The following is a 24319-nucleotide window of genomic DNA, read 5'->3' as shown; positions in this document are numbered from 1 at the left end:
TCCGGGCTATTTGTTTTTTAAAAGTTTTTACCAATTTTCTCCAGCATCTCTGGCGGAATACTCTGCATATCTACGACAAGAAAACCATCCAGGCAATCTGAAAATTTAGGATCTATATTGAAACAGATAATCTTTGCATTCAGGTTAAGGTACTGTCTTAGCAGAACAGGGATCTTAATATGTGTATTTTCAATATCAGATATTAATACATCAAGATCTTTTAATGAATCACTGCTTTCTATAAGGAGGTCTTTATCTATTGCAGATAAATCAGCCTTGAATTTATTTCTTGGTCTTACATATTGCCCAAGTTCATAATCGAAATGGTTCTTGGTGATAAAGTCAACAATCAATGATTTGGAAAACTTGGAGAAGTTATTACTGATACTTACCGGACCAAACATATAACGGTATTGCGGATTATCCAGAAGATATTTTAAAATACCTTTCCATAATAAGAACAGGGGTAAAGCTTTTTGCTGATATTCTTTACGGATCCATGAACGTCCCAATTCAATTCCCTGCTGTAAAACAGGATAAAACGGCTCTTTTATTTTAAAGAGTTCAGAAAGATAAAATCCTCTTTTTCCCAGTGTATTTAAAATCTCATCACCTTTACCAATGCGGTAAGCACCAACAATATTCTGCAGGTCTTTATCCCATATAAATAAGTGATGATAATAAATATCATAGTTATCCAGGTCTATCTTTTTATTGGAGCCTTCTCCTACTTCTCTGAAAGTGATTTCTCTCAGGCGGCCTATTTCTCTTAATACATTTGGAATATTAGCCGATGGACTGATATAAACTTCATAGTTTTTTTCTGACCATACACGGTAAGCTTCCAGCTGATCAATTTCTTCAACGATACTTGCTCTGGAAGTTTCTTCAATGATAGGTTCCGGCGTTTTCCTGATCTTGAAAAGATTGATCGGATTAAACAGTTTTCTTTCCTGCTCTATACTGGTGCCCAGGGCATAGGTACGTGCGCGTAAAAAGTCTAAAAGTTTATTGGTATTGTTACGGTAAGAAATATCTTCGATATCGATAGGTTTGCCAATTCTTACTTTAATTTTTAATCCTTGCTTATTTAAAAATTCGGAAGGTAGTTTCGCCGTACGCAGGGTAGGGTGAATGAAACTAAGAATATTGAACAGTACACCATTATTACCATGAAAATAAATAGGGACTACGGGTACTTTGGCCCGGGCAATTAGTTTCCCGACTACCGGATGCCATAAGCGATCTGTGATCTCCTGTTTGTCAAGACTAAAAGTTGACACTTCACCTGCAGGAAAGATTCCGATAGGAATACCATTCTGCAAAAGATCGAAAGTAGCCTTTAATCCACTGATGCTTGAAGAATGCTGTACATTTTCAAAAGGATTAACCGCAACAAAAAATTCGTTCAGATTCGGTATTTTTTGAAGAATAAAATTAACCATCACCTTGGCTTCAGGACGCACGGTACATAATAGCTTTACCAATGCAAGTCCTTCTACTCCGCCATATGGATGATTTGCAATTGCAATGAAACCACCTGTTTTTGGAATGTTCTTCAGGTCATCTTCATCGAAATCAATAGATACCCCGATTGTTTCCAGTATTTTATCTACAAACTCTAAACCATTAAAATGCTGGTTTTGAGAGAAAACTTTATTGATATCATTTAATTTCATTACTTCCATCAGCAAATCTGCCAGTCCCGGAACACCGAGCTTATCAATTTTAGTAGCCTTAGCAAATTCTTTGGTTGTTATGATCTTCATATCTGTTTTTAAAAGAGGGGGATTGAGTGCATGTTGATGATATAAGCTAAAACATGTAACTGAATCAACCTCAAAAATAAGATTTATATTCTTAGAGCCTGTTTAAATTTATAGATTAATTTAATCGGGCAGTATTTTTTGATGATAACCTGTTAAATATTTTTCAGCTGATCTGCCTTGTTTAATGTTTTTTTGGATATGTGGCTGTTTTTGGAAGAGAAAACGCTTTTTTAAATGATTTGTCCTGATTAAGCAATTTTAACCAGTTTATTAAATATCAGAAGTACATTACCTGCCAATGAGGAAGTGGCTGATTACTTATTTTAATTTTTCTAAACGGGAATATAATGGATTACTGGTTATGATTGTACTGATAGGGATCATCAGGATTATGCCTTTGGTCTATAGTTTTTTTGTTGAAGAAAAATGGGATATTCAGGCAGAAGCATCAGCCATTAATCAGTTAACGCTAATGAGAACTGACCGGGTTACCGCAAAAAGGGCTAAATATCCGGTTGCGCCATCCAGAATAACGAGCCTGTTTAATTTTGATCCCAATCGGATAGGAGCTGATGAATGGCAATTGCTGGGGCTGTCGGCTAAACAGGCTGCTGTAATCTTGAGGTACAGAGAAAAAGGAGGCAGGTATTTCAAAAAGGAGGATTTGAAGAAAATGTATGTAATCAGCCCGGAAATGTATGAAAGACTTATACCTTATATAGATATACCACAAACATCAGAAAAAGAGAGTTACAGGTACCCGGTAAACAGTCATCCTGCAAAGCAGAAAACAGTATCTGTCTTTCTGAATACTGCAGATACCTTACAATTGATGGAGTTAAAAGGTGTGGGGCCGGCTTTTGCCAGGAGAATTTTTAATTACAGGCAGCGTCTTGGAGGCTTTTATAAAAAAGAACAGCTGCTGGAAGTCTATGGACTGGATAGTTTAAAGTATAATGAAATTAAGGATCAGCTGATCCTAGATGACCAGGCACTGACAAGAATTAACCTGAATACAGCATTGTTTGATGATTTGAAAAATCACCCCTATTTAAAGTATAAACAAGTCAATGCGATCATTCAGTTTCGAAAACAACACGGAAATTATGGTAATATTGCAGACTTAAAAAAAGTGGCTATTTTATCTGCTGAAACTATAGAGAAGTTAGCCCCATATATTTCTTTTTAATCATGATTGAGAAAAAAATAAAACAGATTGTACGCGATGTGAACGATTTTCCAAAAGCTGGTATCGTTTTTAAGGATATTACTCCGATTTTAAAAGATGCGGTTTTGTGCGGTGAGATTACAACTGCGCTTGCCATGCAGCTTTCAGCAGTTAAGATCGATGTGGTAGCAGGTATTGAAAGCAGGGGGTTTTTGTTTGGAATGGCATTGGCTAATTTATTGAATGTCCCTTTTGTACCTATCCGCAAAGCTGGAAAATTACCTTATAAAACTATACAGCAATCTTATGACCTGGAGTATGGAAGTGCTACACTGGAAATGCATGAAGATGCAATTCTGCCAGGACAGCATGTACTGATCCATGATGATTTACTGGCTACCGGAGGTACAGTTGTTGCAGCTTCTAAATTAATTGAAAAGCTGGATGCTGTTGTTGCAGGGTATTCATTCATTATAGCACTCGATTTCTTAAATGGAAAAGATAGGCTAAAACCCTTTTCTGCGAATAATTTCGCCCTTGCTTCTTATTAGAACCTAAAATATTTGAAATAAATTTCCTGGTGTTTTAAGGCGCCTGAACTTGTGCTGTACTGTAAAATGAACTAAATACTATTTCGTTCTGTTTCCGGGCAAATATTCAATTGCTGGTTTGAGTTTACATTCTCTATACTTGCCGTATTCAAATATAAAACATGCAAGACACGTTAGCACAAAATACAGGTTTCAATTTCAGTACTTCAGAAAATCAACTGATGATCAGAAGTATGGTTAAAGATTTTGCGGAGAAGAATATCCGTCCTCATGTAATGGAATGGGACGAGGCACAAACTTTTCCTGTTGAGGTTTTTAAGAAATTGGGTGAGCTGGGAATGATGGGAGTATTAGTCCCTGAGGTTTATGGTGGTTCGGGATTCGGCTATCAGGAATATGTAGATGTAATTGTAGAAGTAGCTAAGGTCTGCGGATCTGTTGGTTTATCTCTGGCTGCACATAATTCTTTATGTACAGGACATATTCTTGCTTTTGGAACGGAAGAGCAAAAACATAAATGGCTGCCTAAACTGGCAACTGCAGAATGGATCGGGGCATGGGGATTAACTGAGGCTAATACCGGTTCTGATGCATTAAGAATGATGACTACAGCTACTTTAGATGGTGATCATTATGTGTTAAACGGTGCGAAAAACTGGATTACTCATGGTAAATCTGGTGATATCGCTGTAGTTATGGTACGTACTGGTGAAAAAGGAGACTCCAAAGGAATTTCAGCTATTGTAGTTGAACGTGGAACTCCGGGTTTTTCAGCAGGTAAAAAAGAGAATAAACTGGGGATGCGTGCATCTGAGACTACAGAAATGATATTTGATAACTGCCGTGTACCGGTTGCCAATTTACTGGGTAATGTCGGTGAAGGTTTTAAGCAGGCGATGAAAGTGCTGGATGGCGGTAGAATTTCTATTGCTGCGCTGTCACTGGGGATTGCGAAAGGAGCTTATGAAGCTGCACTTGCCTATGCTCAGGAAAGACATCAGTTTGGTCAGCCTATATCAAGCTTCCAGGCCATTAGTTTTAAGCTGGCCGATATGGCTACTGAAATTGAGGCTGCTGAGTTATTGATCAGACAGTCTGCAGATTTAAAGAATCGTGGACAAAAAATGACTAAAGAATCGGCAATGGCTAAATACTTTGCGTCAGAGGTTGCAGTAAGAGCAGCAACAGAGGCTGTACAGATTTTTGGCGGTTATGGTTATACAAAAGACTTCCCAGTAGAGAAGTTTTACCGTGACAGTAAATTATGTACAATAGGAGAGGGAACTTCCGAAATCCAGAAAATTGTAATTGCCAGAGAAATATTAAATAAATAATAGCAACCTAAATCTAAAACAGCTATTATCAACAAAAAAGACATATTCTAACCAAATATATTTTACCAATCCAGTGTGTGCAAATACACTGGATTTTTTTTGTGCTTGTTTTATAAGGTTTTATGTTTTATCTTTGCGATCCTTAAAACAACGAGAGGAGGTATTTTAACGTTATGATCATAATTAATATTAAAGACGGCGAATCACTTGATAAAGCCCTTAAACGTTTCAAAAAGAAATTTGAAAAAACTGGTGTATTGAGAGAACTACGTAGCCGTCAGGCATACGAGAAAAAATCTGTAGCTCGTCGTACATTAGTTAAGCACGCGATTTATAAAGAAAATATGCACCTTGAAGGAAAGATCTAATTCTATTCTTTTAAGTTCTTAAATATTTAAAGCGCCGGTGGATTTTTTCACCGGCGCTTTTTTTTGCATAAAATTCCGTACATTCACTCTTAGAGCCGGCTTAGCTTCTTCTTTGAATTTAAACGGCTTTGACAGGATAACAATTGTAATTAATGTCTGTAGAATCCTACCTAAACTATCTTCAGCACGAGAAGCGCTATTCTCCGCATACTGTAACCGCCTACCGGACGGATCTGGAGCAGTTTGATGAATTTATTAAACAAACTTATGAGATGAAGCCTGAAGAGGCTAAATACGTACATATCAGAGATTATATCGTGCATCTGATGGAAGATGAAGTTGGTGCTAACTCAATTGGAAGAAAATTATCGAGTCTGCGTGGGTTCTATAAATACCTTTATCGCCGGAAAATTATTCTGACCAGTCCAATGTCTTTGATCAGGGCACCTAAAACACCTGAACGGTTACCGGTGTTTATAGATGAAGATAAACTGGATCATTTACTGGACTCGGGGGAATACTTCGATACAACTTTTCCTTCGGTACGTGATAAAATGGTTATTGAAATGCTCTTCGGTACAGGTATGCGTTTGGCTGAACTGCTCGGATTGAAAGAAACAGATATAGATTTTTATCAGGAATCTGTAAAGGTTTTGGGGAAAAGAAAAAAAGAAAGAATTATTCCTGTCACCAAACAGCTTATTATTCAGCTTAAAGAGTATATTGAGTTGAAATCGTTACAGAAATTTAATAACAAAACGGAGGACTTATTCGTTACTAATAAAGGAACAGCAGTTTACCCGGTCTTTATATATAAGATTGTAAAAAGTTATTTGACATATATATCTACACAAGATAAGAAAAGCCCCCATGTACTGCGTCATTCATACGCAACCAGCCTGCTGAACAGGGGAGCTGATTTAAATGCGATCAAGGAGTTGCTTGGGCACGCCAGTCTGGCAGCAACCCAGGTTTATACGCACAATTCTATAGAAAGATTAAAAACAATATATAAACAGGCCCATCCAAAGGCATAAAAAAAGGAGGACAACATGAAAATTACAGTTCAATCAATCCATTTCAATGCAGATCACAAATTATTAGACTTTATTCAAAAGAAAGTTGATAAGCTGGAGCAGTTCCACGACCAGATCATAAGTGGGGAAGTTTATTTAAAATTAGAGAACGTAGACGATGAGGCTAACAAAATAAGTGAAATAAAACTGATGGTTCCAGGCGGAATATTGTTCGCAAAGGAACAATGCAAGTCTTTCGAAGAAGCGACGGATTTGTCAATTGAGTCACTAAAAAAGCAAATCACAAAACATAAAGAAAAAAATAGAATAAAAGTTTCTGAGCTTAAGGCGGTATTAAACGCTGATGAAGTATCTGATTATTAGGGTTCTATTTTTTGGAATTTTAAATATAAAACCAGCGGAATATATTCTGCTGGTTTTTTTTTCAAAATAGTTTTGCAACTATAAAATATTCTTGTAGATTTGCATTCCAATTCGGAACAGGGGTTAACCCATAAAGAGTTGGTTTGTTCTGTGAATGTTTAATAAATAATAATAAGCCTCCTTAGCTCAGCTGGTAGAGCAACTGACTTGTAATCAGTAGGTCATTGGTTCGATTCCGATAGGAGGCTCTTCTAAACCTGCATTTTATATGTGACGGTTTGAAGAAATGGGGGGATACCAGAGTGGCCAAATGGGACAGACTGTAACTCTGTTGTCGCAAGACTTCGAAGGTTCGAATCCTTCTCCCCCCACTTTATAATAATAATAAAAGCGAAAGTAGCTCAGTTGGTAGAGCGATAGCCTTCCAAGCTATAGGTCGCGAGTTCGAACCTCGTCTTTCGCTCTTGATTCAAAGAGCAGTCGGTATGAAGGTCACAGTTTAAATGCCGGACCGGTATTAAAGATTGTGATTGGACAAAAGCCGACGTAGCTCAGCGGTAGAGCACTTCCTTGGTAAGGAAGAGGTCATGGGTTCAAGTCCCATCGTTGGCTCAGGAATAAAGATAAAAAAGCTTTGTTAAATCTGTTTTTATATGCAGAATCAACAAGGTTTTTTGTATTGAATTGTATCAAAACAATAATTAAAAATAAAAGTTAACCTACTAATAAGTATAAAAACATGGCAAAAGAAAAGTTTGACCGCAGCAAGCCGCACTTAAACATCGGCACTATCGGTCACGTTGACCACGGTAAAACAACCTTAACAGCAGCTATCACTAAAGTGTTATCTGATGCTGGTTTATCTGAGGCGCGTTCATTTGATTCGATTGACTCTGCTCCAGAGGAAAAAGAAAGAGGTATCACTATTAACACTGCACACGTTGAGTATTCAACAGCTAACCGTCACTATGCACACGTTGACTGTCCAGGTCACGCGGATTACGTGAAAAACATGGTTACAGGTGCGGCGCAAATGGATGGTGCTATTATCGTTGTAGCGGCTACAGATGGTCCTATGCCACAAACTCGTGAGCACATTCTATTGGCTCGTCAGGTAGGTGTACCTTCATTGGTGGTTTTCATGAACAAAGTGGATATGGTTGACGATCCTGAATTACTAGAATTAGTAGAGATGGAAGTTCGTGAATTATTATCTTTCTATGATTTCCCAGGTGATGATATCCCAGTTATTCAAGGTTCTGCTTTGGGTGGATTAAACGGTGATGCTAAATGGGTTGCTAAAATCATGGAATTAATGGATGCTGTTGATAGCTACATTCCAATTCCTCCACGTTTAACTGACCTTCCATTCTTAATGCCTGTTGAAGATGTATTCTCGATCACTGGTCGTGGTACTGTTGCAACTGGTCGTATTGAGCGTGGTGTAATCAACTCTGGAGATCCAGTTGAGATCTTAGGTATGGGTGCAGAAAATCTTAAATCAACTGTAACAGGTGTTGAGATGTTCCGTAAGATCCTTGATTATGGTGAAGCTGGTGATAACGTAGGTTTATTATTACGTGGTATTGAGAAAACTGATATCCGTCGTGGTATGGTTATCTGTAAACCAGGTTCTGTAACTCCTCACACTGATTTCAAAGCTGAGATCTATGTATTATCAAAAGCTGAAGGTGGACGTCACACTCCATTCTTTAACAAATACCGTCCACAATTCTATTTCCGTACCACAGACGTTACTGGAGAGATCACTCTTCAAGAAGGAACTGAAATGGTTATGCCAGGTGATAACGTTACAATCAATGTTAAATTGATCAACGCAATCGCAATGGAAAAAGGACTTCGTTTCGCTATCCGTGAAGGTGGTAGAACAGTAGGTGCTGGTCAGGTAACTGAAATTGTAAAATAATTACCTAATACCTTCGGGTGTTAAGCGATTAAATAATATTACAAAGTACTCGGACGTTATAGTCTGGGTACTTTGTTCTAAAAAAATGTTATATTGACCTTAAGGGGTTGATTCTTATACACGGGAATAGTTCAACGGTAGAATAGAGGTCTCCAAAACCTTTGATCAGGGTTCGAATCCTTGTTCCCGTGCAAAAACTTAGATATGGCTAGCATAGTTCAATTTATTAAAGAATCGTATGAGGAAATGACCCAGAAGGTTACCTGGCCTACATGGGGAGAACTGCAAAGTTCTGCAGTGCTGGTTTTGGTGGCTTCATTTATTATTGCAGTAGTTATTTTTGCAATGGATAAGGGGTCTACTTTTATTTTAGATACTTTTTATAAATCACTTTCTAATTAATAGAACTAGATGAACGATCAGCTAAAATGGTATGTAGTTAGGGCGGTAAGCGGAAAAGAGAAGAAGGTGAAACAATACATCGATTCAGAGATCAGTCGTTTAGGTTTTTCTCATCTTGTTCCGCAGGTATTGATCCCTATGGAAAAATACTACCAGATGAAAGAAGGAAAGAAGATTGCAAAAGAACGCAACTTTTATCCTGGTTATGTTTTGATTGAAGCAACTTTGGACGGAGAGTTAGAACACATTATTAAAAATGTGAACAGCGTTATCGGTTTCTTAGGGGATAAAGGTGGAAATCCTGTTCCTATGCGTCAGGCAGAAGTTAACCGCATACTGGGTAAAGTAGATGAAATGAGTCAGCAGGGTGAGACCATGAATGTGGCTTACTATGTTGGTGAGAACGTCAAAGTAATGGACGGTCCTTTCAATGGCTTTACAGGTGTGATTGAAGAGGTTAACGAAGAGAAGAAAAAACTAAAAGTAATGGTTAAGATTTTCGGAAGGAAAACTCCTCTGGAACTTAACTATATGCAAGTAGAAAAAGAGTAGAATAAAGATCTTAAATGTTACGTGCTTCCAACATTTTAACATTGAGTATTACAATTAACAAATCAGAAAATGGCAAAAGAAGTCAGTGCGCTTGTTAAATTACAAATCAAAGGAGGAGCTGCAAATCCATCGCCACCAGTAGGACCTGCATTAGGTGCTAAAGGTGTTAACATCATGGAATTTTGCAAGCAATTTAATGCTCGTACCCAAGATAAGCCTGGTAAAGTATTACCTGTTGTAATTACTGTTTATGCTGACAAGTCTTTCGAATTTATCATCAAAACCCCGCCGGTTGCTATCCAGTTAAAGGATGCTACTAAATTAGCGAGTGGTTCTGCTGAGCCCAACCGTAAGAAAGTTGGTTCGGTGACTTGGGATCAGGTTAAGTCAATTGCTGAAGATAAAATGACTGATTTAAATGCATTCACTATCGAGTCGGCAATGAGTATGGTTGCCGGTACAGCACGCAGTATGGGAATCACCGTTAGCGGCGATGCACCCTGGACAAATTAATTAACAAAAAACAGTTTACAACAGTGGCTAAATTAACAAAAAATCAACAAAAGGCACATGCTAAACTAGAATCTGGTAAAACGTATTCTTTACAGGATGCGGCTGCTTTGGTAAAAGAAATCACTACTACTAAATTTGATGCTTCGGTTGATATCGACATCGCTTTAGGTGTTGATCCGCGTAAAGCGAATCAAATGGTACGTGGTATCGCTACTTTACCACACGGTACAGGTAAAACTGTACGTGTATTAGTTCTTTGTAATCCTGATAAGGAAGAAGAGGCTAAAGCAGCAGGTGCAGATTTCGTAGGTTTAGACGAATATGTTGCCAAGATTGAAGGTGGATGGACTGATGTTGACATTATTATCACTACTCCTGCTTGTATGGCAAAAGTAGGTAAACTGGGCCGCGTTTTAGGTCCACGTAACCTTATGCCAAACCCAAAATCAGGTACTGTAACTAACGAAGTTGGTAAAGCAGTTACTGATGTAAAAGGCGGTAAAATTGATTTTAAAGTTGACAAAAGTGGTATCATTCACGCTTCGGTAGGAAAAGTATCATTCCCAGCAGAAAAAATATATGAAAATGCATTAGAAGTTCTTCAAGTAATTTCTAAGCTGAAACCATCTGCTGCTAAAGGAACTTATTTTAAGAGCATTCATGTTTCTTCTACAATGAGTCCTGGAATCGCAATCGAAACTAAATCAGTAGCAGGGATCTAATTATGAACAGAGAAGAAAAACACGAAGTAGTTTCGGCTCTTCAAGAGAAGATGCAGGAATTCGGCAATTTTTATATTGCTGATACATCAAGCTTATCTGTTGAGAAAATTAACAACATCCGTCGCAAATGTTTCGAAAGCGGTATTGAAATGCAGGTTGCTAAAAATACTTTAATCAGAAAAGCGATTGAAGGATTGGACGGCGATAATTCAAGTATTTTTGAAGCATTAAAAGGCCAGTCAGCATTATTATTCTCAAAAACAGGTAATGGTCCAGCTAAGCTGATCAAAGCTTTGAGAAAAGGTTCTGACAAACCAGTATTGAAAGCGGCGTTTATCGACACAGCTATCTTTGTTGGAGATAATCATTTAGATGCATTAGTAAGCTTGAAATCAAGAGAAGAGCTTATTGGAGACATCATTGGCTTGCTACAATCGCCAGCTAAAAATGTTATCTCAGCACTTAAATCTAGTGGTGGTAAAATCGCAGGAATTGTTAAAACTCTTCAGGAAAGAGAAGGTTAAGGAACACCTTATAAGTTTCATATTATTATAAATTATTTTTCACGTCAAATTTTAAAAACTCTATAAAATGGCAGATTTAAAAGCGTTTGCTGAGCAATTAGTAAACTTAACAGTTAAAGAAGTTAACGAATTAGCTCAAATCCTTAAAGACGAGTATGGTATCGAACCAGCTGCTGCTGCAGTTGCTGTTGCAGGTCCTGCTGGTGATGCTGCTCCTGCAGCTGAAGAAAAATCTACTTTCGATGTTATCTTGAAAGAAGCTGGTGGTTCTAAATTAGCAGTTGTTAAGTTAGTAAAAGACTTAACTGGATTAGGTTTGAAAGAAGCTAAAGATTTAGTTGACGGTGCACCAAAAGAATTAAAAGCTGGTGTTGCTAAAGACGAAGCTGAAGCTTTGAAAAAACAATTAGAAGAAGCTGGAGCTGTAGTTGAGATTAAGTAATCACTTAATTTTAATATAACTTTAAACATAGACTCCGACTGTACAGTCGGAGTCTATACCTGTTTATATACATTTCATCTAAGTTTGGTTGGTGAGATGTTCACGGCAAACCAAACAAATAGTTTATTCTTAAACTAAATTAACTTTAGTACCTTGGCAAATAAAGTCGACCAAAGAGTAAATTTTGCACGTAGTAAGCACATCATAGATTACCCGGATTTTCTAGATGTACAGTTGCAATCATTCAGAGAATTTTTCCAGATAGAAACTACTTCAGACAACCGTCATACAGAGGGCTTGTTTAAAGTGTTTGCTGAAAACTTTCCAATCACAGATTCCAGAAATATTTTCGTTTTGGAATTCCTTGATTATTTTATTGACCCGCCGCGTTATGATATACCTGAGTGTATTGACCGTGGGTTAACTTATAGTGTCCCATTAAAGGCAAAGTTGAAATTGTCTTGTAACGATGCGGAACACGAAGATTTTGAAACTATCATTCAGGATGTATATCTGGGTACTATTCCATATATGACCCCTAAAGGTACATTCGTAATCAATGGTGCAGAGCGTGTAATTGTTTCTCAGTTACACAGGTCTCCGGGTGTGTTCTTCGGCCAGAGCCGTCACACTAACGGTACCAAGCTTTATTCTGCCCGTGTGATTCCTTTCAAAGGATCCTGGATCGAGTTTGCTACTGACGTAAATAACGTCATGTATGCTTATATCGACCGTAAGAAAAAGTTCCCTGTTACCACGTTATTACGTGCAATTGGTTACGATTCTGATAAAGACATCCTTGAATTGTTTGACTTAGCCGATGAGGTTAAGGTTAGCAAATCCGGTTTGAAAAAATATATCGGACGTAAGCTTGCTGCGAGAGTTTTAAGAAAATGGGTTGAAGATTTTGTAGACGAAGATACTGGTGAAGTAGTTTCGATAGATCGTAACGAAGTGATCTTAGACAGGGATACTGTTTTAGAAGACGAGCATATTGATATGATCATTGACGCTGGTGTTAAAACTATTATCTTATCTAAAGATGATGGTGCCAGTCAGGCTGATTATACTATTATATATAATACATTACAAAAAGATACTTCAAACTCTGAAAAAGAGGCTGTTGAAAACATCTACCGTGCTTTGCGTAACGCAGAACCACCTGATGAGGAAACTGCAAGAGGTATCATTGAGCGTTTATTCTTCTCAGACAAACGTTATGACTTAGGAGATGTTGGTCGTTACCGCATCAACCGTAAGTTGAAAATGGATACTCCTGATCATGTTAAAGTATTAACAAAAGCAGATATTATTGCAATTGTAAAATACCTGATCAAATTAATCAACTCTAAGGAAGAGGTCGATGATATTGACCACTTGTCAAACCGTCGTGTACGTACAGTAGGTGAGCAGTTATATGCTCAGTTTGGTGTAGGTCTGGCGCGTATGGCACGTACAATCCGTGAGCGGATGAACATTCGTGATAATGAGGTTTTCACACCTACAGACTTAATTAATGCCCGTACTTTATCGTCGGTTATTAATTCATTCTTTGGTACAAACCAGTTGTCACAGTTTATGGACCAGACAAATCCTCTGGCAGAGATTACGCACAAACGTCGTCTTTCAGCCTTAGGCCCAGGTGGTCTTTCCCGTGAAAGAGCTGGTTTCGAGGTGCGTGACGTTCACTATACCCACTACGGTAGATTGTGTACGATTGAAACACCAGAGGGACCAAACATCGGTTTGATTTCATCTCTTTGTGTTCACGCAAAGATCAATACATTAGGATTTATAGAAACTCCATACAAGATCGTAAGAGACGGTATCGTTGCTGTAGACGAAGATGTAATCTATCTTTCTGCTGAAGATGAGGATGGTAAAACTATCGCACAGGCAAACGCTGCTTATGATGATAAAGGTAATTTCACCACTGCACGTGTTAAAGCACGTTATGAGGGTGACTTCCCGATTATTGAGCCTGAGAAATTAGACTTAATGGACGTGGCTCCGAATCAGATTACTTCGATTGCTGCTTCATTGATTCCTTTCCTTGAGCATGATGATGCGAACAGAGCCCTGATGGGTTCCAACATGCAACGTCAGGCCGTACCATTGTTACGTCCTGAAGCTCCGATTGTTGGTACTGGTCTTGAAGGTCGTGTTGCACGTGACTCAAGAACACTGATCAATGCTGAAGGCGATGGTGTTGTTGAATATGTTGATGCAAATGAAATAACTATCAAATATGTAAGAAACGATGCAGATCGTTTAGTATCATTTGAAGGTGATAGCAAAACTTATAAATTAATTAAATTCAAGAAAACCAACCAGAATACTTGTATCAACTTAAAACCTATTGTTAAAAAAGGTCAGAAAGTTGTTAAAGGGCAAGTACTTTGTGAAGGTTATGCAACTGAAAATGGTGAGCTTGCTTTAGGCAGGAACCTTAAAGTAGCATTCATGCCTTGGCAGGGATACAACTTTGAGGATGCGATTGTAATCAGTGAACGTATTGTTCGTGAAGACATCTTTACCTCATTGCATATTGAAGAGTTTGAATTGGAAGTACGTGATACAAAACGTGGAGAAGAGGAATTAACACCGGATATCCCTAACGTTTCTGAAGAAGCTACTAAAGATTTAGATGAAAATGGTATCATTCGTATCGGTGCTGAAGTAAAAGAAGGCGATATCCTTATCGGTAAAATTACCCCTAAGGGAGAGTCTGATCCTTCACCGGAAGAGAAATTATTACGCGCTATCTTTGGAGATAAAGCTGGTGATGTGAAAGATGCATCATTAAAAACTCCTCCATCGATCAGAGGTGTGGTAATTGATACTAAGTTATTCTCAAGAGCTAAGAAAACTACTAAAGCTGAAGAAAAAGCAGCAATAGAGAAATTAGATAAGAGATATAATCTGGCTACAACCAATCTGAAAAATGAACTGGTTGACAAATTGTTCCAGATTGTAAATGGTAAAACTTCTCAGGGTATTTACAACGTTTACAAGGAATTATTATTCCCTAAAGGTGCTAAGTTCACTCAAAAAAGTTTGGCTGATTTAGAATTCGCTCACATTAATCCATACAAATGGACTACTGATGACGATAAAAATGATCAGATCAAAATTTTGATTCATAACTATGGTATCCGTGTAAACGAAGAACTGGGTGCGTACAAACGTGATAAATTCGCTATCAGTGTTGGTGATGAATTACCATCAGGTATTGTACAAATGGCTAAAGTTTATGTTGCTAAAAAACGTAAACTGAAAGTAGGGGATAAGATGGCTGGTCGTCACGGTAATAAGGGTATTGTTGCCCGTATCGTTCGTGATGAAGATATGCCGTTCCTTGATGATGGAACTCCTGTTGATATCGTGTTGAACCCACTGGGTGTACCTTCACGTATGAACCTTGGACAGATCTACGAAACTGTATTGGCGTGGGCCGGTAAAGAACTGGGTGTGAAATTCGCAACTCCGATCTTTGATGGTGCTAAGCATGATGAAGTTGAAGAGTGGATCGCTAAAGCTGGTGTTCCTGCTTCAGGAAGAACTTACTTGCATAATGGTTTAACGGGTGAGAAATTCGACCAGCCAACTACAGTAGGTATTATCTACATGCTGAAACTGGGTCACATGGTTGATGATAAGATGCACGCCCGTTCAATCGGACCATATTCATTAATTACACAACAACCATTGGGTGGTAAAGCTCAATTCGGGGGTCAGCGTTTTGGTGAGATGGAGGTTTGGGCATTAGAAGCATTTGGTGCGGCTAATATTCTACAGGAGATCCTGACTGTGAAGTCTGATGATGTAATCGGTAGAGCCAAAACTTATGAAGCAATTGTAAAAGGCGAAAACCTGCCGACTCCAGGTGTACCGGAATCATTTAATGTATTGGTACATGAGTTGCGCGGATTAGGTTTAGATATTACGTTAGACTAATGTTGAATTTTTTAATGTCGGAATGGGACCTGGTAAGTCCGGAGCCCATTCCGGCTTTTTAAATTTTCAAATTCAAACAACAGAGCTATGTCTTACAAAAAGGATAATAAATTAAAAAGCAATTTCACCTCGATTACCATTAGTTTGGCATCGCCGGAGGCTATTTTAGAGCGCTCTAGTGGTGAGGTGTTAAAACCTGAGACTATTAATTATCGTACTTACAAACCAGAACGTGATGGTTTGTTTTGCGAGCGTATTTTTGGTCCGGTAAAAGATTACGAATGTCACTGTGGTAAATACAAACGTATCCGTTATAAAGGTATTGTTTGTGACCGTTGTGGTGTTGAGGTGACGGAGAAAAAAGTACGTAGAGAGCGTATGGGACACATCAATCTGGTTGTTCCTGTTGCACATATCTGGTATTTCCGTTCATTGCCAAATAAAATCGGTTATTTATTAGGCCTTCCTACCAAAAGATTAGATTTGATCATTTACTACGAACGTTATGTAGTTATTCAATCTGGTTTAATGGAAGAACAGGGTATCCAGTACATGGATTTCCTTACTGAGGAAGAGTACCTTGATATTCTTGATAAATTACCTAAAGAAAACCAATACCTGGATGATAAAGATCCTAATAAATTCATCGCCAAAATGGGTGCTGAAGCATTAGAGGATTTATTAAAACGTATTGATTTAGATACTTTATCTTATAACTTACGTCACCAGGCTGCAAACGAGACTTCTCAGCAACGTAAAAATGAAGCATTAAAACGCTTACAGGTTGTTGAGGCTTTCCGTGGTGCAAGAACACGTATTGAGAATAATCCTGAATGGATGATTATCAAAATTGTTCCTGTTATTCCACCGGAATTACGTCCGTTAGTACCTCTTGAAGGTGGTCGTTTCGCTACTTCAGATCTGAACGATCTGTACCGTCGTGTGATTATCCGTAACAACCGTTTAAAACGTTTGATCGAGATTAAAGCACCAGAGGTTATTTTACGTAACGAGAAACGTATGTTACAGGAAGCTGTAGATTCGTTATTCGATAACTCACGTAAAGTAAATGCGGTAAAAACTGAAGGTAACCGTGCCCTGAAATCTCTTTCAGATATCCTGAAAGGTAAACAAGGTCGTTTCCGTCAGAATTTATTAGGTAAACGTGTGGATTATTCTGCGCGTTCGGTAATTGTTGTAGGTCCGAACCTTAAATTACACGAATGTGGTTTACCTAAAGATATGGCTGCTGAGCTATTCAAACCGTTTATCATTCGTAAGATGATTGAACGGGGAATCGTTAAGACAGTTAAATCTGCAAAGAAAATCGTTGACAGAAAAGATCCGTTAGTATGGGATATTCTTGAAAACGTATTAAAAGGACACCCTGTATTACTGAATCGTGCGCCTACACTGCACAGATTGGGTATCCAGTCTTTCCAGCCTAAATTGGTGGAAGGAAAAGCAATCCAGTTACACCCGTTAGTGTGTACTGCATTCAACGCCGATTTTGACGGTGACCAGATGGCTGTGCATTTACCTTTAGGTCATGCTGCTATTTTGGAAGCCCAGGTATTGATGTTAGCTGCCCACAACATTCTGAACCCTGCAAATGGTACTCCGATTACTGTACCTTCTCAGGATATGGTTTTGGGTCTTTACTATATTACTAAAGGCCGCAGAACTGATGAAAAACGTGTGGTTAACGGACAGGATTTCTCATTCTATTCTCCTGAAGAAGTTATCATTGCTTACAATGAGAAACGTATCGATCTTCATGCATTTATCAAAGTAAAGGTAAATGTTAAAGATTCTGACGGAAATATTGTTAATAAACTGACTGAAACTACTGTAGGTCGTGTACTGTTTAACCAAATGGTTCCGGAAGAAGTAGGATATATCAATGAATTGCTAACTAAAAAATCACTGAGAGATATTATTGGTGAGGTAGTTAAGGTTACTGGTATGGCTCGTGCATCAAGATTCCTTGATGATATTAAAGAGTTAGGTTTCCAAATGGCATTCAGAGGTGGACTATCGTTTAACTTACAGGATGTTAACATCCCTGCAGAGAAACAGGTTCTTTTAGAACAGGCTTCTGCTGAAGTTGAAGAGGTAAGGAATAACTATAACATGGGATTCATTACCAACAATGAGCGTTACAATCAGATTATCGATATCTGGACTCGTATCAATAACCGTTTAACATCATTCGTGATGACTCAGTTATCGAGCGATAACCAAGGATTTAACTCGGTATATATGATGCTTGACTCTGGAGCACGTGGATCTAAAGAGCAGATTCGTCAGCTTTGCGGAATGCGTGGTCTGATGGCGAAACCTCAGAAATCAGGTTCAGGTGGTGAGATTATTGAGAATCCGATTCTTTCAAACTTTAAAGAAGGACTTTCAGTATTAGAATACTTTATCTCTACCCACGGTGCGCGTAAAGGTTTGGCGGATACAGCGTTAAAAACTGCAGATGCTGGTTACCTTACCCGTCGTTTACATGACGTTGCTCAGGATATGATCGTGAACGCAACTGATTGTGGTACTTTAAGAGGTATGTACACTACTGCACTGAAAGACAACGAAGATATCGTTGAACCATTATATGACAGAATCTTAGGCCGTATTTCACTTCATGATGTATTCAATCCTCTGGATGGTAAATTATTAGTAAGTGCTGGTCAGGATATTGATGAAGATATCGCAAAAGCAATCGATGAGTCTCCTTTAGAAGGTGTGGAAATACGTTCTGTATTGACATGTGAAAATAAAAGAGGTGTTTGTGCGCTTTGTTACGGACGTAACCTTGCAACAGGTAAACGTGTTCAACGTGGAGAAGCTGTCGGTGTAATTGCTGCACAGTCTATTGGTGAGCCGGGTACACAGTTAACATTACGTACGTTCCACGTGGGTGGTACCGCATCAAACATTGCTGCTGAATCTCAGATCAATGCTAAGTTTGATGGTATCATCGAATTCGAAAATGTTCGTACTGTAGCAAATGATACAGGTGAGCAAGGTGTGAAACAAATTGTTTTAGGCCGTTCAGGTGAATTCAAAATCGTTGAAAAAGGTACTGGTAAAGTTATCATGACCAATAATATCCCTTACGGTTCATTCTTATATGTTGAAGAAGGTGCTGAAGTAACTAAAGGTGATAAGATTTGTTCATGGGATCCATATAACGCGGTTATTATCTCGGAATTTGCAGGTAAGATCGAATTTGATGCCATCATTGAAGGTGTTACCTACCGTGAGGAATCAGATGAGCAGACTGGTCACCGTGAGAAAGTAATTATTGATACACGTGATAAAACTAAAAATCCATCAGTAAGAGTATTAGATAAAAAAGGTGAGTTAATCAGACAGTATAACATTCCTGTTGGTGCTCACGTTTCTATCGATGATGGGGAAGCAGTCAAAACTGGTCAGATCTTAGTTAAAATCCCTCGTGCTACAGGAAAAACAAGAGATATTACGGGTGGTTTACCACGTGTAACTGAATTGTTTGAAGCACGTAACCCTTCTAACCCGGCTGTAGTAACCGAGATTGACGGTGTTGTAACTTTAGGTGGTGTGAAACGTGGTAATCGTGAGATGACTATCGAATCAAAAGATGGTGAGATCAAGAAATATCTTGTACCATTGTCTAAACACATCCTGGTTCAGGATAATGACTTTGTAAAAGCTGGTATGCCATTATCAGACGGATCAATCTCTCCTGCGGACATTTTAGCAATTAAAGGTCCGGCTGCTGTACAGGAATACCTGGTGAATGGTATTCAGGAGGTTTATCGTTTACAAGGTGTAAAAATCAATGATAAACACTTCGAGGTGATTGTACACCAGATGATGCAGAAAGTTCATATTGAAGATCCGGGAGATACTACATTCTTAGAAAATAACTCTGTAGATCGTTGGGATTTCATGATTGAAAATGATGATATCTATGACAAGAAAGTTGTTGTTGATGCTGGTGATTCAAACACGGTTAAACCAGGTCAGATTCTTTCTCTGCGTAAATTAAGAGATGAAAATTCTCAGTTAAAACGTAAAGATTTGAAACAGATCGAAGTTCGTGATGCAAGATCAGCAACTGCAAGTTCTGTATTGCAAGGTATTACACGTGCGTCATTGGGTACGAAATCATTCATCTCTGCAGCTTCCTTCCAGGAAACTACAAAAGTATTGAACGAAGCTGCGATTGCAGGTAAACGTGATAATATGCTTGGATTGAAAGAAAACGTAATCGTTGGTCACTTGATTCCTTCAGGTACTGGTGTTCGTGGATACGAACGTATTATCGTTGGCTCACAAGAAGAGTATGACAAATTATTAGCTTCGAAACAAGAAGAAGAAATAGAAGCGTAATTTAAATAGTTAATTTTTTTTAATCCCCCTGATCATTTTCAGGGGGATTTTTTTTGTTTATTATTTCACTGCTGCTTAAAATAAATCTAATTTGGCTACCTGCCTAATCATTTAAAAAAGTAGTTTTGTGCTATGGAAAACGAAAACAACGACAATCAAATCAATATTGAACTTTCTGAAGAAGTAGCGGAAGGTATATTCTCAAATCTTGCAATTATTACTCATTCCAATACTGAATTTGTACTGGATTTTATCAGGGTAATGCCAGGGGTGCCAAAGGCAAAAGTAAAATCAAGAATCATTCTGACCCCGGAGCATGCTAAAAGATTAATGATAGCTATGCAGGATAATATAGAGAAGTTTGAGTCAATTAATGGCCGAATTAAAACTCAGGAAGAACCATCTGGATTTCCAATGAATTTTGGTGGACCAACTGCCCAGGCTTAGTATTTTAAGACATTCCCTCTAAGAGAAACACCATATAAATTTTATCCAAAGCCGGATGTGATTTATATGGTATTATTAAAGAGGTAATTTATTTGTTTTATTGATTGAATCCGCCACAAAATTGATAATGGTATCAGATTGATCAGGACTGAACCAATGAATTTGTTCGTCCCTTCTGAACCAGGTTAACTGACGTTTTGCGAACCGGCGGGTATTTTGTTTAATCTTTTCTACGGCAATATCATAAGTAATAGTACCATCCAGATAGTCAAAAAGCTCAGCATAACCCACAGTTTTCAAGGCATTAAGCTCTCTGAAGGCCTGTAATGACTCTACCTCTGCTAAAAGGCCTTCCTGCAGCATGAGATCTACTCTATGGTTAATCCGCTCATAAAGTAGTGATCTTTCCATATTCAACCCAATCTTGATGATATTAAAGGGTCTTTGTTTTTTGCTGTTTGTTAAAAATGCAGAGACCTTTTTTCCTGTAGACAGGAAGAATTCCAGTCCTCTGATCAAACGCTGGGTATTTGCCTGATCTACTTTGGCATAATATTCGGGATCTGCCACTTCAAGCTGTGCTTTGATAGGTTCCAGACCTTCTGTTTCAAATAATAGATTCAGCTGATTTCTGATTTCCATATCGGTATCAGGTAACTCATCGAATCCTTTGGTTACAGCATCCAGATACAAGCCAGATCCACCAACCATAATGGCCAGATCATGTCGCGTAAATATTTCATCTAAAACCTCAAGTGCCTGTTTCTCGAAATCTCCTGTACTAAAAAGAGTAGTGATAGTGTGGGAATCAATAAAATGATGTTTAGCTGCTGCAAGCTCATCAGCATGAGGTTTTGCTGTCCCTATAGACATCTCTCTGAAAAATTGTCTTGAGTCAGCAGAGATGATTTCAGTGTTGAAATGCCGGGCCATCGTAATAGCTAAAGCTGTCTTACCTATTGCCGTTGGCCCTGCAATTACAATTAATGTTTTATTTTTTGCCATTATATGGCTTAATAATCTTCTTTGCTGTCATATTCGTCTTCATGGTAATCCTCGTCTTCAGAGAAGTCATCTGAATCTGATTCATCATCAGCGTCCTCATCTTTTTCTGAAGATGTGGTAATACCTCTGCCATCCATAGCTTCGATTTCCTCCGTATCTTCAGGAACAAAGTCCATTTCATTCAGGAAATCGAAATCATTTGAGATTGGATTATTAACTACAACCTCTGTAGGAATATTATTGGCATCGAAAATTTTAGGTGCCTCTCCAATACTTTTGAAAAGAACGGGATATTCAATATTGGGGTCTGTCTGTAAAATAATCTTGATCAGTTCTACATGGAATTCATAAGGACGGTCAAAATTGTATATATAGTAGAATTTCTGATGAGGATCTTCAATAAAAGCACTTAATTTCGCTTTTTCCATTAAAGCAACACCACGATCAACTTTCTTTTGAGTAGGGAGATAGGCGATTTCGTCTCCTTTGATCCAGTGATCAGAGCTCACATAAAAAGAAGAAGATTTTTCGGCACTATAACCGGTTGTGCGATGTAAAGCTTTATGTAAATCTTCAAAAGTTTGTGTTGATTTGATATCGATCTCTCTGATTACTTCATCGTAATCGTCAAAACTAAGTCTGAATCTGTAAATTGCCATTTGAGCTGTATTTCTAATAGTATAAAATTATAAAATAAAATATGGTTTTCATTTGAATATATTTTATTTTATGAGATATGACGCCACTATGAGCTGTAATTCTGCGAATTAGCTCAGCAGTGGTAACATTGTTTATTTAGGTTCTTTTGTTACGGGGGTTAGTCCAAACTCTTTTCCCTTACGCAGCATAAATGCTAACGCTTCATCAGGTGAATTTGTTATTTCGCCTTCCAGAATTGCTTCACGAATTGCGTTTTTGATCATACCTACCTCTTTACCGGCAGCAAGGCCAAATACTTCCATGATATCATTTCCTGAAACTGGAGGTTGCCAGTTTCTTATTTTGTCCCGCTCTTCCACATCTTTAAGCTTTTGCTTAACCAGCTCGAAGTTATTACGGTATTTCTTTATTTTATATTCATTTTTAGTGGTGACATCTGCGTTGCAAAGTAACATCAGACTCTCAATATCTTCACCAGCATCAAATAAAACTCTTCTTACAGCAGAATCAGTAACGACTTCCTGTGCAAGTACGATAGGACGCAAATGCAACTGAACAAGTTTTTGAACAAACTTCATTTTCTCGTTCAACGGTAGTTTCAGCTGTGCAAAGATCTGCGGAACCATTCTTGCACCCTTATCTTCATGACCATGAAAAGTCCAGCCATGATTTTCTTCAAAACGCTTGGTTGGCGGTTTAGCTATATCATGTAATATGGCTGCCCAGCGTAACCAAAGGTCTTCTGTTACTTCACAGATATTATCAAGGACCTGCAGGGTATGATAAAAATTATCTTTGTGCCCCTTTCCATTGATTACTTCCACGCCAAATAAATTAGCCATTTGTGGAAATATAATGTGCAGAAGACCTGTATCGAATAAATATTTAAAACCTATGGAAGGAACAGGAGAGAGTATAATTTTATTTAATTCATCAGTGACTCTTTCTTTGGAAACAATACTGATTCTTTCTTTTTGTTTTGCAATGGCAGCGAGTGCCTGCTCATCAATTTTGAAATTCAGCTGAGTAGCAAAGCGGATAGCACGCATCATCCGTAATGGATCGTCTGAGAAAGTGATCTCTGCATCCAGTGGGGTACGTATTAATTTGTTATTCAGGTCTTCAACACCGTTAAACGGATCAACCAGCTGACCAAAGTTTTCTTTGTTTAGTGAAATAGCCAGCGCATTGATAGTGAAATCTCTTCTCAGCTGATCATCTTTAATAGTTCCGTTTTCTACAATAGGTTTACGGGAATCAGCACGGTAGGATTCTTTTCTGGCTCCGACGAATTCAAGTTCAAGATCCCGGTATTTTAACATAGCCGTACCGAAGTTTTTAAAAACAGTTACTTTGCTTTTTAAATGTTTTCCGGCTAATTCAGCAAATTCAATCCCATTCCCTAAAACCACTACATCAATATCCTTTGATGGTCTTTTCAGAAAAATATCCCGTACGTATCCACCAATCACATAGGCTTCGATATGATTTTCATCGGCAATGCCAGCCAGCACTTTAAAAACTGGATGTTCTAGATTTTTTTTCACTAATTATATGTTGTTTTGAGCTTGTAGGCTCATGATGATTTTATTGAATCTGCAAAAGTAGTAAAACTTACTTTCTAATGAAGGAAAATTGACCAGATGGACTTAATTTCATAATGGTTGAAGGTTTTTTCTTAATTCTGAGTTCCTGCTCCCAGTCTACCACATAGTCTACGGCCGTTTTAATTTCTTCATCTATTTCATCAAAAAAAACTGGTGTCGGTTGTCCGGACAGGTTTGCGGATGTAGAGACTATTGGTTTTCTGAAACGTTGTAGTAATTGCTGGACAAAATCATGTCTGATCACTCTTATACCTACGCTTCCATCGGCATTAATCACATTTTTAGCCAGGTTTTTTGCCCCTGAAAAGATAATGGTTAATGGATGTTCTGCATATTCAATCAGATCATAAGCTACCTCAGGTACTTCATTTATATAACTTTGTATTTTTGAATCATTATCCAAAAGAATAATAAAACTTTTATCAGATGAGCGCCCTTTAATGGTATTGATTTTTTCAACTGCAGCCTCGTTCGTTGCATCACATCCTAAACCCCAGACTGTATCAGTAGGATAGAGGATTACGCCTCCATTTTTCAAGACGGTTAATGCCTTGTCAATTTCCGTTTTTAGCATGATGTAAATTTATTAAA

The 24319-nt window shown here is 38.1% G+C and carries 21 protein-coding genes and 5 tRNA genes; 21 read left to right on the top strand and 5 right to left on the bottom strand.

The window, feature by feature from the left end:
* Nucleotides 1–17: 17 nt before the first annotated feature.
* Entirely contained in the window at nt 18–1769 is a 1752-nt protein-coding gene (locus PL_RS11560) for a lysophospholipid acyltransferase family protein (protein WP_041878255.1), read from the bottom strand.
* A 298-nt stretch (nt 1770–2067) separates the two neighbouring features.
* Between PL_RS11560 and PL_RS11555 the strand changes: the two genes are divergently transcribed.
* The 21 genes from PL_RS11555 to PL_RS11455 all read left to right on the top strand — a co-directional run bounded on the left by PL_RS11555 (nt 2068) and on the right by PL_RS11455 (nt 20456).
* Nucleotides 2068–2958, top strand: coding sequence for a ComEA family DNA-binding protein (locus PL_RS11555; protein ID WP_052496042.1), 891 nt, complete (start codon nt 2068–2070; stop codon nt 2956–2958).
* A gap of 2 nt (nt 2959–2960) precedes the next feature.
* Nucleotides 2961–3488 (top strand): adenine phosphoribosyltransferase, encoded by a 528-nt coding sequence (locus PL_RS11550; RefSeq protein WP_041878253.1) that lies wholly within the window; start codon nt 2961–2963, stop codon nt 3486–3488.
* Nucleotides 3489–3649: 161 nt separating this feature from the next.
* Nucleotides 3650–4822 (top strand): acyl-CoA dehydrogenase family protein, encoded by a 1173-nt coding sequence (locus tag PL_RS11545; protein ID WP_041878251.1) that lies wholly within the window; start codon nt 3650–3652, stop codon nt 4820–4822.
* 173 nt (nt 4823–4995) lie between these two features.
* Entirely contained in the window at nt 4996–5190 is a 195-nt protein-coding gene (gene rpsU / locus PL_RS11540) for a 30S ribosomal protein S21 (protein WP_041878250.1), read from the top strand.
* 152 nt (nt 5191–5342) lie between these two features.
* Nucleotides 5343–6227: a tyrosine-type recombinase/integrase gene (locus tag PL_RS11535; RefSeq protein WP_348621741.1), complete on the top strand. Its 885-nt coding sequence runs from the start codon at nt 5343–5345 to the stop codon at nt 6225–6227.
* A 15-nt stretch (nt 6228–6242) separates the two neighbouring features.
* Nucleotides 6243–6590 carry a ribosome hibernation-promoting factor, HPF/YfiA family gene (hpf, locus tag PL_RS11530; protein ID WP_041878247.1) on the top strand — a complete coding sequence of 116 codons (348 nt, stop codon included), beginning with the start codon at nt 6243–6245 and terminating at the stop codon, nt 6588–6590.
* Between the two features lie 175 nt (nt 6591–6765).
* Nucleotides 6766–6838: transfer RNA gene (locus PL_RS11525), tRNA-Thr, on the top strand.
* Nucleotides 6839–6878: 40 nt separating this feature from the next.
* Nucleotides 6879–6961: transfer RNA gene (locus PL_RS11520), tRNA-Tyr, on the top strand.
* Nucleotides 6962–6980: 19 nt separating this feature from the next.
* Nucleotides 6981–7053, top strand: a tRNA-Gly gene (locus PL_RS11515).
* A gap of 77 nt (nt 7054–7130) precedes the next feature.
* Nucleotides 7131–7202: transfer RNA gene (locus PL_RS11510), tRNA-Thr, on the top strand.
* Between the two features lie 127 nt (nt 7203–7329).
* Nucleotides 7330–8517, top strand: a complete 1188-nt coding sequence (tuf, locus tag PL_RS11505; RefSeq protein ID WP_041878245.1) for an elongation factor Tu — start codon at nt 7330–7332, stop codon at nt 8515–8517.
* A 120-nt stretch (nt 8518–8637) separates the two neighbouring features.
* Nucleotides 8638–8708 (top strand) — tRNA-Trp (locus tag PL_RS11500).
* Nucleotides 8709–8721: 13 nt separating this feature from the next.
* Entirely contained in the window at nt 8722–8919 is a 198-nt protein-coding gene (gene secE, locus PL_RS11495; protein WP_041878243.1) for a preprotein translocase subunit SecE, read from the top strand.
* Nucleotides 8920–8928: 9 nt separating this feature from the next.
* Nucleotides 8929–9471: a transcription termination/antitermination protein NusG gene (gene nusG / locus PL_RS11490; protein ID WP_041878241.1), complete on the top strand. Its 543-nt coding sequence runs from the start codon at nt 8929–8931 to the stop codon at nt 9469–9471.
* Between the two features lie 69 nt (nt 9472–9540).
* The gene (rplK, locus tag PL_RS11485) at nt 9541–9984 is read left to right on the top strand and encodes a 50S ribosomal protein L11 (protein ID WP_037443979.1); all 444 of its coding nucleotides are present in this window, start codon (nt 9541–9543) and stop codon (nt 9982–9984) included.
* 23 nt (nt 9985–10007) lie between these two features.
* Nucleotides 10008–10706 (top strand): 50S ribosomal protein L1, encoded by a 699-nt coding sequence (gene rplA, locus PL_RS11480; RefSeq protein ID WP_041878236.1) that lies wholly within the window; start codon nt 10008–10010, stop codon nt 10704–10706.
* A 2-nt stretch (nt 10707–10708) separates the two neighbouring features.
* Complete coding sequence (gene rplJ / locus PL_RS11475; protein WP_041878235.1) at nt 10709–11230, top strand: 50S ribosomal protein L10; 522 nt, start codon at nt 10709–10711, stop codon at nt 11228–11230.
* Between the two features lie 67 nt (nt 11231–11297).
* Nucleotides 11298–11672: a 50S ribosomal protein L7/L12 gene (gene rplL / locus PL_RS11470; protein ID WP_041878234.1), complete on the top strand. Its 375-nt coding sequence runs from the start codon at nt 11298–11300 to the stop codon at nt 11670–11672.
* Nucleotides 11673–11825: 153 nt separating this feature from the next.
* Nucleotides 11826–15629 (top strand): DNA-directed RNA polymerase subunit beta, encoded by a 3804-nt coding sequence (rpoB, locus tag PL_RS11465; protein WP_041882683.1) that lies wholly within the window; start codon nt 11826–11828, stop codon nt 15627–15629.
* An 87-nt stretch (nt 15630–15716) separates the two neighbouring features.
* Nucleotides 15717–20009 carry a DNA-directed RNA polymerase subunit beta' gene (gene rpoC, locus PL_RS11460; RefSeq protein WP_041882685.1) on the top strand — a complete coding sequence of 1431 codons (4293 nt, stop codon included), beginning with the start codon at nt 15717–15719 and terminating at the stop codon, nt 20007–20009.
* A gap of 132 nt (nt 20010–20141) precedes the next feature.
* Nucleotides 20142–20456: a DUF3467 domain-containing protein gene (locus tag PL_RS11455; protein ID WP_041882686.1), complete on the top strand. Its 315-nt coding sequence runs from the start codon at nt 20142–20144 to the stop codon at nt 20454–20456.
* A 75-nt stretch (nt 20457–20531) separates the two neighbouring features.
* Here the strand turns inward: PL_RS11455 and miaA are convergent, their stop codons facing one another.
* The 4 genes from miaA to PL_RS11435 all read right to left on the bottom strand — a co-directional run bounded on the left by miaA (nt 20532) and on the right by PL_RS11435 (nt 24302).
* Nucleotides 20532–21461 carry a tRNA (adenosine(37)-N6)-dimethylallyltransferase MiaA gene (miaA, locus tag PL_RS11450; protein WP_041882688.1) on the bottom strand — a complete coding sequence of 310 codons (930 nt, stop codon included), beginning with the start codon at nt 21459–21461 and terminating at the stop codon, nt 20532–20534.
* Between the two features lie 8 nt (nt 21462–21469).
* The gene (locus PL_RS11445; protein WP_041882689.1) at nt 21470–22120 is read right to left on the bottom strand and encodes an IS1096 element passenger TnpR family protein; all 651 of its coding nucleotides are present in this window, start codon (nt 22118–22120) and stop codon (nt 21470–21472) included.
* Between the two features lie 132 nt (nt 22121–22252).
* Complete coding sequence (locus tag PL_RS11440; RefSeq protein ID WP_041882690.1) at nt 22253–23668, bottom strand: CCA tRNA nucleotidyltransferase; 1416 nt, start codon at nt 23666–23668, stop codon at nt 22253–22255.
* 67 nt (nt 23669–23735) lie between these two features.
* On the bottom strand, nt 23736–24302 hold the full coding sequence (locus PL_RS11435; protein ID WP_348621737.1) for an L-threonylcarbamoyladenylate synthase: 567 nt from the start codon (nt 24300–24302) through the stop codon (nt 23736–23738).
* Nucleotides 24303–24319: the final 17 nt, after the last annotated feature.

Origin of the sequence: Pedobacter lusitanus, assembly GCF_040026395.1 — a bacterium.
Classification (GTDB): Bacteria; Bacteroidota; Bacteroidia; order Sphingobacteriales; family Sphingobacteriaceae; genus Pedobacter; species Pedobacter lusitanus.
The sequence above is the reverse complement of the archived record's forward strand: the minus strand, read 5'-3'. Positions and strand labels throughout refer to the sequence as shown.

Bases quoted from the DNA above. Each gene is read 5' to 3' on its own strand.
- PL_RS11555 (WP_052496042.1), top strand. From the start codon at position 2,068: ATGAGGAAGTGGCTGATTACTTATTTTAATTTTTCTAAACGGGAATAT.
- PL_RS11445 (WP_041882689.1), bottom strand. From the start codon at position 22,120: ATGGCAATTTACAGATTCAGACTTAGTTTTGACGATTACGATGAAGTA.
- PL_RS11535 (WP_348621741.1), top strand. From the start codon at position 5,343: ATGTCTGTAGAATCCTACCTAAACTATCTTCAGCACGAGAAGCGCTAT.
- rpsU (WP_041878250.1), top strand. From the start codon at position 4,996: ATGATCATAATTAATATTAAAGACGGCGAATCACTTGATAAAGCCCTT.
- PL_RS11550 (WP_041878253.1), top strand. From the start codon at position 2,961: ATGATTGAGAAAAAAATAAAACAGATTGTACGCGATGTGAACGATTTT.
- rplJ (WP_041878235.1), top strand. From the start codon at position 10,709: ATGAACAGAGAAGAAAAACACGAAGTAGTTTCGGCTCTTCAAGAGAAG.
- hpf (WP_041878247.1), top strand. From the start codon at position 6,243: ATGAAAATTACAGTTCAATCAATCCATTTCAATGCAGATCACAAATTA.
- PL_RS11560 (WP_041878255.1), bottom strand. From the start codon at position 1,769: ATGAAGATCATAACAACCAAAGAATTTGCTAAGGCTACTAAAATTGAT.
- nusG (WP_041878241.1), top strand. From the start codon at position 8,929: ATGAACGATCAGCTAAAATGGTATGTAGTTAGGGCGGTAAGCGGAAAA.
- secE (WP_041878243.1), top strand. From the start codon at position 8,722: ATGGCTAGCATAGTTCAATTTATTAAAGAATCGTATGAGGAAATGACC.
- miaA (WP_041882688.1), bottom strand. From the start codon at position 21,461: ATGGCAAAAAATAAAACATTAATTGTAATTGCAGGGCCAACGGCAATA.
- PL_RS11545 (WP_041878251.1), top strand. From the start codon at position 3,650: ATGCAAGACACGTTAGCACAAAATACAGGTTTCAATTTCAGTACTTCA.
- rpoC (WP_041882685.1), top strand. From the start codon at position 15,717: ATGTCTTACAAAAAGGATAATAAATTAAAAAGCAATTTCACCTCGATT.
- rplK (WP_037443979.1), top strand. From the start codon at position 9,541: ATGGCAAAAGAAGTCAGTGCGCTTGTTAAATTACAAATCAAAGGAGGA.
- tuf (WP_041878245.1), top strand. From the start codon at position 7,330: ATGGCAAAAGAAAAGTTTGACCGCAGCAAGCCGCACTTAAACATCGGC.
- rplL (WP_041878234.1), top strand. From the start codon at position 11,298: ATGGCAGATTTAAAAGCGTTTGCTGAGCAATTAGTAAACTTAACAGTT.
- PL_RS11455 (WP_041882686.1), top strand. From the start codon at position 20,142: ATGGAAAACGAAAACAACGACAATCAAATCAATATTGAACTTTCTGAA.
- PL_RS11435 (WP_348621737.1), bottom strand. From the start codon at position 24,302: ATGCTAAAAACGGAAATTGACAAGGCATTAACCGTCTTGAAAAATGGA.